Source organism: Psychrobacter sp. TPE 89C (assembly GCF_055522395.1).
Genome location: NZ_JBVFXW010000072.1, coordinates 1 through 10,538, shown reverse-complemented (window position 1 = coordinate 10,538; position 10,538 = coordinate 1). Strand labels below are relative to the sequence as shown.

At 41.8% G+C, this 10,538-nt stretch carries 11 protein-coding genes; 9 read left to right on the top strand and 2 right to left on the bottom strand.

The genetic code is table 11. The features are described 5' to 3' along the window. Positions 1–165: 165 nt before the first annotated feature. From ppsA to ACZW67_RS13575, 8 genes are all read left to right on the top strand, one after another. Positions 166–2,550 (top strand): phosphoenolpyruvate synthase, encoded by a 2,385-nt coding sequence (ppsA, locus tag ACZW67_RS13610; protein ID WP_465183699.1) that lies wholly within the window; start codon positions 166–168, stop codon positions 2,548–2,550. Positions 2,551–2,664: 114 nt separating this feature from the next. After that, positions 2,665–3,660, top strand: a complete 996-nt coding sequence (locus ACZW67_RS13605) for an RDD family protein (RefSeq protein WP_197100201.1) — start codon at positions 2,665–2,667, stop codon at positions 3,658–3,660. Between the two features lie 290 nt (positions 3,661–3,950). After that, positions 3,951–4,355: a 30S ribosomal protein S6 gene (gene rpsF, locus ACZW67_RS13600; protein ID WP_045446907.1), complete on the top strand. Its 405-nt coding sequence runs from the start codon at positions 3,951–3,953 to the stop codon at positions 4,353–4,355. A 16-nt stretch (positions 4,356–4,371) separates the two neighbouring features. Continuing rightward, complete coding sequence (gene rpsR, locus ACZW67_RS13595) at positions 4,372–4,602, top strand: 30S ribosomal protein S18 (RefSeq protein ID WP_010198808.1); 231 nt, start codon at positions 4,372–4,374, stop codon at positions 4,600–4,602. A 24-nt stretch (positions 4,603–4,626) separates the two neighbouring features. Continuing rightward, positions 4,627–5,133, top strand: coding sequence for a 50S ribosomal protein L9 (gene rplI, locus ACZW67_RS13590; protein ID WP_110923070.1), 507 nt, complete (start codon positions 4,627–4,629; stop codon positions 5,131–5,133). Between the two features lie 337 nt (positions 5,134–5,470). Further along, on the top strand, positions 5,471–5,695 hold the full coding sequence (locus tag ACZW67_RS13585; protein ID WP_465183698.1) for a hypothetical protein: 225 nt from the start codon (positions 5,471–5,473) through the stop codon (positions 5,693–5,695). Positions 5,696–6,012: 317 nt separating this feature from the next. Beyond that, positions 6,013–7,371 (top strand): GntP family permease, encoded by a 1,359-nt coding sequence (locus tag ACZW67_RS13580; RefSeq protein WP_465183697.1) that lies wholly within the window; start codon positions 6,013–6,015, stop codon positions 7,369–7,371. A 67-nt stretch (positions 7,372–7,438) separates the two neighbouring features. Next, complete coding sequence (locus ACZW67_RS13575; protein WP_465183696.1) at positions 7,439–8,572, top strand: glycerate kinase; 1,134 nt, start codon at positions 7,439–7,441, stop codon at positions 8,570–8,572. A gap of 84 nt (positions 8,573–8,656) precedes the next feature. Here the strand turns inward: ACZW67_RS13575 and ACZW67_RS13570 are convergent, their stop codons facing one another. Continuing rightward, a complete protein-coding gene (locus ACZW67_RS13570; protein WP_465183695.1) occupies positions 8,657–9,526 on the bottom strand; it encodes a LysR family transcriptional regulator in 870 nt (289 codons plus the stop codon). A 108-nt stretch (positions 9,527–9,634) separates the two neighbouring features. On the opposite strand from ACZW67_RS13570, the gene ACZW67_RS13565 reads away from it, so the two are divergent. After that, the gene (locus tag ACZW67_RS13565) at positions 9,635–10,135 is read left to right on the top strand and encodes a lactoylglutathione lyase family protein (RefSeq protein WP_465183694.1); all 501 of its coding nucleotides are present in this window, start codon (positions 9,635–9,637) and stop codon (positions 10,133–10,135) included. Positions 10,136–10,287: 152 nt separating this feature from the next. On the opposite strand, the gene ACZW67_RS13560 is transcribed toward ACZW67_RS13565, so the two are convergent. Continuing rightward, positions 10,288–10,538 (bottom strand): hypothetical protein (locus tag ACZW67_RS13560; protein WP_465183693.1); only part of this gene is annotated, 251 nt, incomplete at its 5' end.

Below are 10,538 nucleotides of genomic sequence, written 5' to 3'. Positions count from 1 at the left end.
AATAAAAACACAAAAATGTGTTACCTACGATTAATTACGTGGTAAATGCCATAATTCATGTGTTTTTAACATTTTTTTTGATTTAAACCCTCGAAATTGTCAAAATATAGCGGTATAATCCACCGTTATAATCTTTACTAAATAACCTTATTTTCTGGAGTTATCATGGCAGCGCAATCTACAGCACTTGTAATCAATCTTGATCAGCTAGGAAAAGACGACATTGAAATGGTCGGCGGTAAGAACGCTTCATTAGGTGAAATGATCAGCCATTTGTCTGATTTGGGTGTTAGTGTACCAGGCGGCTTTGCCACCACATCAAATGCGTTTAATCGCTTTTTGAATGAAACTGGCCTGCTTGACAAAATCAACAGCGAACTAAAAACACTAGATGTTGATGATGTAAAAAAACTTGCAGAAACTGGTAAAAAGATTCGTACTTGGATTATTGAGCAAGAGCTGCCAAAAGATCTTGAACAAGAAGTACGTCAGTCATTTGAAGCCATGAGTGGCGGCGAAGACATCGCTGTTGCTGTACGTTCTTCTGCGACTGCCGAAGATTTACCAGATGCTTCATTTGCTGGTCAGCAAGAGACATTCCTAAACATTCGCGGTATTGATAATGTTCTAATCGCTATTAAAGAAGTATTTGCTTCTTTATACAATGACCGTGCTATCTCTTATCGTGTACACAAAGGTTTTGAGCACGAAGGTGTTGCACTATCTGCAGCCGTACAACGTATGGTACGTTCAGAAACTGGCGCAGCTGGTGTGATGTTCACGCTAGATACCGAAAGTGGCTTTGATCAAGTGGTATTTATCACGTCAAGCTATGGTCTAGGTGAAATGGTTGTACAGGGTGCGGTTAACCCAGATGAATTCTATATCTCAAAACAATTGCTAGCCAACGGTAAACCTTCGGTTATTCGCCGTAACCTAGGCAGCAAGCATAAGAAAATGATTTATGGCGACGAAGGCAGTACTGCTAAGTCTGTAAAAACTGTCGATGTTGAAAAACAAGATCGCATGCAGTTCTCATTGTCTACTGAAGAGCTAACCTCACTTGCCAAGCAAGCCGTAACGATCGAAAAGCATTACGGTCAAGCAATGGACATCGAGTGGGCAAAAGATGGCGATACTAACGAAATCTTTATCGTTCAGGCACGTCCAGAGACGGTTAAGAGCCGCCAAGACAGCAATGTCATGGAACGCTATATCATCAATACGACTGATGCAAAAATCTTATGCGAAGGCCGCTCAATTGGTCAACGTATCGGTTCAGGTAAAGTACGTATCGTTAGCAACCTAAACGAGATGGACAAAGTACAAGAAGGTGACGTACTCGTATCAGACATGACTGATCCGGATTGGGAACCAGTCATGAAACGCGCTTCTGCTATCATCACTAACCGTGGTGGCCGTACTTGTCACGCTGCTATTATCGCGCGTGAGCTAGGTGTTCCAGCCATCGTTGGTTGTGGTAATGCAACTGAATTATTGGTTGACGGTCAAGACGTAACTGCTTCTTGTGCTGAAGGTGATACTGGTTTCATTTATGAGAGCCAAATCGACTTTGAAGTACAAACCAACTCTGTTGAAACAATGCCAGAGCTAGCATTCAAAGTAATGATGAACGTTGGTAACCCAGATCGCGCTTTCTCATTCACGCAAATGCCAAACGAAGGTATTGGTCTTGCGCGTCTAGAATTCATCATCAACCGTATGATTGGTGTGCATCCAAAAGCATTGCTAAACATGAACAGCTTGCCACGCGAAATTGCACAAGCCATTCAAGAGCGTATCGCTGGTTATGCGTCACCTGTTGACTTCTATGTTGATAAATTGGTCGAAGGTGTTTCAACCCTAGCCGTTGCCTTTATGGATCAGCCAGTCATTGTTCGTATGTCAGATTTTAAATCTAACGAATATGCTAACTTGTTGGGTGGTAAGCTATACGAGCCATCAGAAGAAAACCCAATGCTTGGTTTCCGCGGTGCCAGTCGTTATGTGTCTGACAACTTCCGTGACTGCTTCGAGCTTGAGTGTAAAGCACTGAAGCGCGTACGTGATGAGATGGGCTTGACCAACGTCGAGATTATGATTCCTTTCGTACGTACCGTTGGCGAAGCAGCACAAGTCATCGAGTTACTTGAGAAAAACGGTCTGAAACGTGGCGAAAACGGTCTGCGCATCATCATGATGTGTGAGCTACCAACCAACGCGCTATTGGCAGAAGAGTTCTTAGAATACTTCGATGGTTTCTCGATTGGTTCTAACGATTTGACTCAGTTGACACTTGGTCTAGATCGTGACTCAGGCATCGTCTCACATCTATTTGATGAGCGTGATCCTGCGGTTAAGAAACTGTTGACTATGGCTATTGATGCTTGCCGTAAGCAAAACAAATATGTCGGTATCTGTGGTCAAGGTCCATCAGATCATCCAGATCTTGCTTACTGGTTGATGGAACAAGGTATCAGCTCAGTATCATTGAACCCAGATTCAGTACTAGATACTTGGTTATTCTTGGCTGGTGAAGAATCAAAGTAAGCCATTACGTTCATTCGTAGCGGTCATTTACACTGTCACTAAGAGCACCACAATTAGGGTCTATTTGATTTTTTCAAATAGACCCTAATATAATGTACGAAGACATGACTAACTATGCAGGCAATTATGCAGATTTTCCTTGCTCGAAATAACGTACAAGCTGGGCCATATAGTTTGGATCAGCTCAATATCATGCTAACCTCTGGTGAAGTATTGCTAGACGATTTGATATGGCATGACGGCCTAGACCAATGGCAGCGCGTCGGCAACTTAACCAATAATCAAACGGTTTATCGACCGACCAACGTTAATAGCCCTCAGGCCAATGACTCTATTATCAATAACGTTACTGTTTTTCCTGAAGATAACGTCAATGATGCACAGGACGGCAAGTCAGTATCATTAGATAGATTATATGGCAAGCCTGAACGTCCAAAAGACACCAGTAAAGATGCAAAAGCAGACATGACAACCAATCGTCATCATACGCCGCATCACAATGTGTCATTGAATAAATCTACTAACAGTAAAGCTACCTCGAGCAAAGACAAAGTCGTTGGTAATGTTGTCCTTGCACCCATCATGTCACGAGTCCTAGCAACTGCGCTAAATGGCTTGTTATACATACTGGCTATTTTTCCGCTAGTTATGGCATTGACTAAAATGGATGTGGATTACACTAAATTCCAAAACATCCAAGATATGGACGCAGCTTATCAATACTCAATGACGCTGATGGAGAGCCTTCCTAGCAGCACATTAATGATGTCGCAAGTCATGGTTTTTGGCTTGTTTGCGTTACAGTTAGTATTCATCACCATGCGTGGTCAATCACTGGGCAAGCTAATCACTGGTATTCGCGTCGTGGATCAAACCACGCATCGTCTGCCTTCTTTTATCAAGCTCATCGGCATGCGTACATTGCTGCTATTTATTATCTATAATTTGCTATTCTCATTCACGAGCTTTTTAGGTTTTGTGATTATTGCTATTCACTATTACATGGCATCGAAAAGCCCTGAAAATATTGGTTGGCATGACAAACTTGCTAAAACCTTAGTCGTAAAAGCAGATAGCAGTCAGATAGTGAAAGAGCCAAAAATAAAATAACCGTCTTGTGAGTTTGGTTATTATTGATATGTCTTATATATAATAAAAAAGCAGCGTACGATCGTTGCTTTTTTTATTGGTAAAGACATATTCATCATTTTTATATTTTATTGACAGTACCGTAGAGATTAACCTTTGTGTTAATGGCTAAGTACTGTTATAATACGGCGCTTTATAAACTAAGCTTATTCCTCATTATTTTTATAAAATTTGATAGGATTCGGGCTTACCTTATAAATCTCCTTGCTATTAACATAGGGTTAATAGCTACTAATCCGTAAGGAGTCATAATGCGACATTACGAACTGGTGTTACTTGTACACCCAGACCAAAGCGACCAAGTGGTCGGAATGGTTGAGCGCTATATCAAGTTAGTTCAAGACAACAACGGTGTTATCCATCGTTTAGAAGATTGGGGCCGCCGTCAATTGGCATATCCAATCAACAAGATTCACAAAGCTCATTACGTTCTTTTCAACATTGAAACTGACGGTGAAACTTTAGCTGAACTTGAAGAATTATTCCGTTATAACGACGCGATCATTCGTAGTCTAGTTATGCGCCGTGACGACGCTGTCACTGAAGAGTCGCAGTTAGCCAAGAATGCCGATGAAAAACGCGCACGCAAAGCAACTACTCGTCGTCCAGACAGTCGTGAAAACGATAACGACGACAACGACAACAGTGAAGACTAATTAAAGGAGAATACTCATGGCACGTTTCTATCGCCGTCGCAAATTCTGCCGTTTCACTGCTGAAGGCATCACTCACATCGATTATAAAGATGTTGAGTTGCTAAAACAGTATATCAGTGATAATGGTAAAATCGTACCAAGCCGCATTACCGGTACATCTACTAAATATCAGCGTCAACTAGCTACTGCTATCAAGCAAGCTCGTTATTTATCGCTACTTCCATACACTGATAACCATCAGGGTTAACCGTTAATTAACTAGGAATGACTCATGCAAATTATTTTGTTACAGCGTATCGTCAACCTTGGTAAACTCGGTGAAACCGTCGATGTGAAACCAGGTTACGGACGTAACTTTCTTATCCCTTTGGGTAAAGCACTACCTGCTACTAAAGCTAACATTGAAAAGTTCGAAGCACGTCGTGCTGAACTTGAAGCTGAAGAAGCGAAAGAAGTAGCTGTTGCTCAAGAACGTGCTGACGCACTAACTGACGTTAATGTCATCATGCGTGCTAAATCAGGCGACGAAGGCAAGCTATTCGGCTCTATCGGTACTCGTGATATTGCTGAAGCATTGACTAACTCAGGTCTAGAAGTAGACCGTGCTGAAATCAAGCTTCCTGAAGGCACTTTACGTCAAGTTGGCGAATATAATGTTGATATTCAGCTACATCATGACGTTACTGCTAGCATCTTAGTTACTATTCTTTCTGAAGAAGGTAACAACGATGACGAAGACGACGTTGCAGACGAAAGCGAAGACTATTCTGAAGAGTAATCTTTAGCATATCTAGTTTCAGTCTACATAAAAAACCAGTGATGTTATGTCACTGGTTTTTTTACGTCTGCACTTTATGGTAGTAGTCTAATATTGATTGAAATTGAGTTTTAAACAAACAATACTTTCCTTTCAAACAACGCGATAATTGTCCTTTCATTAATGATCTCTGCAATGACATAATCCAGTAACTAGCCGTAATAATTCTCCAAAAAAACTTATACTTAACAACAAGATACCATATATAAAGCATCTATATTACCGTGCAGTGAATTGCTATTATAGCCATATCTAATCTACTGGTTCCGAGTTGTAGATAATAATAAGGTACGATAATATGATAAACACTAATGACAGATTAATATGTATCAAAGGTAACGACGTGTACTTAGAAGGTGAGATATATACCGTGGGTAGAATCGTCAACGATAAGTATTTTCAACTAATGACAGGTAGTAATGACGACCATTGGTACGCAACATTGGATAAAGAAGGTATCTGTGTGAGTTTCGACTCGATAGTAGCAGAAGGTAATAAAGCACGATTCGATAAAATCGCGTAAGTACCAACTAAATACTGCTTTAAACATGCTGTGCACAACGACTAGTCATTTAAAATGGCCAGTTTTTTTGGTTAAAATTCAATAATCACCGTTCTGTAAGCTAATAATCCTCATAAAAGCATCTTAAGATGTATGTACTACCTCCTCGCCATGCCTAGTAAATCGTAAAAAACCTATCGATAACCCCATATATTTCACGAATGTATTTCCTAGTCGCGTCTATTTACTATAAAATATGCCCCTTTAAAAATTCGTATCGTTATTGATGCCTGTTCGCGTGAATAATTCATTAAGATATAAACCATATTGAGACAGTGATGATTGTATTTTGGCTTGTGCTGACCATTCTTTTTATTATTTTCGCTACCGCAAAATTAAAGTGGCATCCTTTTTTAGTGTTGATATTGTCAGCATTTTTGGTAGCACTATTCTACCAAGTACCACTTAATACTGTCGCCAAGACAATCTCTGATGGCTTCGGTGGTATCTTAGGTTATATCGGTCTAGTGATTGTATTCGGTACTATTATCGGCTTAATCCTTGAGAAAACTGGTGCAGCCATCGTCATGGCAGAAACCGTTATCAAAGTGTTGGGGCCACGCTTCCCTACTCTGACTATGTCTATCGTCGGTGCAGTTGTGTCAGTACCTGTATTCTGTGACTCTGGTTACATTATCTTAAACTCTTTAAAAGAAACATTAGCCGAGCGTTTAAAAGTATCTAGTGTGGCGATGAGCATTGCCTTAGCCACGGGCTTGTACGCAACACACACCTTCGTGCCACCGACACCAGGTCCAATTGCCGCGGCAGGCAACCTAGGATTAGAATCCAATCTAGGTTTGGTCATCATGGTCGGTGTGGTTGTGACAGCCGTTGCTGTATTGGCTGGCTGGTGGTGGTCTAACCGTTTTCTGAATGTGACGCCTGATAATATAGATGCGCTGGATGCACCCGCAGCGACGTTACCTGAAAACATGAAAACGCGTGATGACTATAGCAATATGCCGTCAGCAACGATGGCATATTTACCTATTATCGTTCCCATCCTATTGATCTGCTTATCGTCTGTTGCCAACTTCCCAAGCGCACCATTTGGTAGTGGTACGTTGACAGACATCTTAGTATTCATTGGTAATCCACTAACGGCACTGCTCATTGGTCTATTTTTATCATTCTTACTTATCAATACCGAGCAAAAAACACAGCAGATCAGCGACAGCATCTCACAAGGTCTGGTCGTAGCCGCTCCTATCTTATTGATCACTGGCGCTGGTGGTGCGTTTGGTGCCATGTTAAAAGTGACACCAATCGGTGACTATTTAGGTACGACATTGTCTGCATTAGGACTGGGTATCTTTATGCCATTCATTGTCTCTGCTGCGTTAAAAACCGCGCAAGGCTCAACCACCGTAGCGCTAGTCACTACCTCTGCGATGGTTGCACCGTTATTGGATCAAATTGGTTTAGACAGTGAGCTGGGTCGCGTATTTTGTGTGATGGCAATTGGTGCAGGTGCTATGACTATTTCACACGCCAATGACAGCTTTTTTTGGATTGTCAGTCAGTTTAGCCGCATGAGTGTGTCACAGGCATACAAAGCCCATTCAATGGCGACGGGTATTCAAGGTGTGACCAGCATTGTGTTTATCTGGCTGTTGACCTTAGTATTTATTTAACAGTATTCATTTAACACATTCGCTGAAATATCCAGAAAGACGTTTAAAAATACCCAGAGAGACATTCATGAAGATTTTAATCGCCCCCGACTCGTTCAAAGAAAGCTTAGAAGCATTGGATGTTTGCCGCGCCATTCAATCTGGTTTTAGTCAGGTGTTTCCAAACGCTGACTATACGTTATTGCCGATGGCAGATGGCGGTGAAGGCACCTCTGCGGTATTGTCTTATGTATTAGGCGGACGCTGGAAAGAAGTGGTGGTACACGACCCACTCATGAGACCCATCACTGCAAAGTATTTATTATTGCCTGATGCGACAGCAGTTATCGAAATCGCCCAAGCTTGTGGGTTACATCTATTGACCGTTGCAGAGCGTAATCCTGTCATCGCTAGCAGTTACGGTGTCGGTGAGCTGATTGCCGATGCTTTAGATGAAGGCGCCGAGCGTATCATTATTGGGCTGGGTGGTAGTGCCACCAATGATGCAGGTCTTGGTATGTTAACGGCATTGGGTATGACATTTCATGATATTAACGACAGTCCATTAGCACAAGGCGGTGGTGAGCTTGCCAAGTTGCACAGACTTAATGACGCAAGCTTCCATACAAAAGTGGCAAATACTGTGTTTGAAGTGGCGTGTGATGTGACCAATCCTTTGTGTGGGCCATTAGGTGCAAGTGCGATATTTGGACCACAAAAAGGGGCACCTCCACAACAAGTTAACGATTTGGATAAAGCCTTAAGCCACTTTGCAGCTGTCCGCGCGGACAGCCATCAGGACTGTCAAGAAGTCGCAGGTGCTGGAGCAGCTGGTGGTCTTGGCTATGCATTGATGAGCTTTTGTGGTGCGCAGCTGAAATCCGGTTTTGATACGGTCGCTGAAGTGACCAAGCTATCACAGCATATCGCAGAGGCTGATCTTGTCATTACTGGCGAAGGTAAGCTCGATGCACAAACAGCCATGGGTAAAGTCGCTGGTGGTATCAGTCATATCGCTAAAGCCAATAATACGCCTGTCATCGCCATCTGCGGTAGTGTCGATGGTTTAAAACCTGCTCAGACTAGCCAGTTCGAGGTCGTCATGCCTAGCATCCAAAAGGTAGATACCATCGAAAACGTACTCAGTCAGGCTTATGACAATATTGAAACCACGGCTGTAAATATTGCTGCGAGTATTAGACTTGGGCAGAACCTGAAATAGCTCAACATTTAAGGTAAGGACAAGCTTTATACATAGGGTCATTAGCAATGTTTAACGCTTGTTTAGACGTTTATCTTAAAATCTCTACAGCCATTTTTGCACTTCATGAATAACGGTTTGCATTCTGTTAGGCAGTACAGACTGACTGCGTACAGCAAGGTATAAAGTTTCACTAACAGGTACTGGTAGATAGTGACTTTTGATAGCTTGAGGATTTGGGTATGCGGCAACCGCATGCGCCGGTAAAACGGTAAACCCAAGTCCCCTGCTAACTGGCTCTAAAATCAAGCTAATCTGGTTTGAAAATCCTTTTTTATCAAAATCATTAATGTGCTGGAACTCAGTATAATTGGCGCTTAGCAGCATACTTGCATGATGTGAGCCGTCCGGATGATCTATAAATCCAAGCTGAGTCAATGCTTCCCAATTTATCTCAGTAGTCGTCGCTGGGGTAATTAATATCAATGCTTCTTGCGCCATAGGCTTGCAACTCACTGTCTCATCACCTGAGATATCCGTCATAAAACCAATATCAATCTCATGCTTGGCAAGCGCCCGCTCTATATCAGCATTGGGTGCAAAGCGATAATCAATAATCAGCTGCGGATACTGTTGTTGTAATGTCAAAAGCTGCGGATACAGCTTAAGCCCCACACTACCCGGTGACATCAGTCTCACCAATCCTTCATAAGGCGGATCCTCACCGATTCGCTGCTCTAAGCGTGCCAATCGCTGTAAGATATCTTCTGCTTCCTGATAGAGCTGTTGACCGGCATCAGTCAATAAGAACTGCTTACCTTGACGAATAAGCAAATCAATATCTAACTGATTCTCTAACTTACTGATGTGTTGACTGACACCTGACTGGGTCATATGTAAGCGCTCGGCTGTATGTGTAAAGTGACCGACGTCAACAAGTGTACAAAAGGTGCGTAACCATGTGATATTCATCATTACAATACATACTTATCTTTATAATAAATGATAATTTTACGTAATTATCTTCTGTTTGTATACTGGCTCCACGTTAAAGAAAACGCACATCAAACAGGAGCACAAGCTATGAACAACGTTTATCCAAGAAGCTTTTCGCATATCGGTCTTTCAGTCCCTGACCTAGATGCAGCCGTGAAATTCTATACTGAAGTAATGGGCTGGTATACCATCATGGAGCCTACTGAGATTGTCGAAGATGACAGCCCTATTGGTAAGATGTGTACTGAAGTATTCGGCTCAGGTTGGGGCAGCTTCCGTATCGCTCATCTATCTACTGGTGACCGTATCGGTGTTGAGATTTTTGAATTCAAAAATCAAGAAAACCCTGAAAACAACTTTGAATACTGGAAAACTGGTATCTTCCACTTCTGCGTTCAAGATCCAAATGTTGAAGAGTTAGCTGAGCGTATGGTTGCAGCAGGCGGTAAAAAACGTATGGAAAAACCACGCTACTACTACCCTGGTGAAAAGCCATATCGCATGATTTATATGGAAGACCCGTTTGGCAACATCGTTGAGATATATAGCCACAGCTACGAGCTTATCTATAGCGAAGGTGCGTACTAAATTCGCTTGAACAGACTATGGTATGTGATAGTAAAATAACAACTTAAAAAAATAGCGTATTCAAATTATGAATACGCTATTTTTATTTATTAACGTCGCATCGAGTAGTAAACGGCTTCAAATATCTGACTGCTTTATTCACTGTTATAACTCTAATACGATATCGATGGTGAAGCCATCACAGCTCCTAAGATTATAAATGCAAGAGCTACCAATGATCTCAAAAACGGAGAACTACAATCTGGCCAGCGAGTGATAATAAAATATAAATTAGCAAATGGAAGAAACAGATACAAAAGCCCCCAGAGTATTGATTCTTGGAAGGCAATGATAATTAACTTAATGCTATAAACAAGAAGCATAATACCTGCGATTATAAGTATAATAGAACCTAAAATTTCCA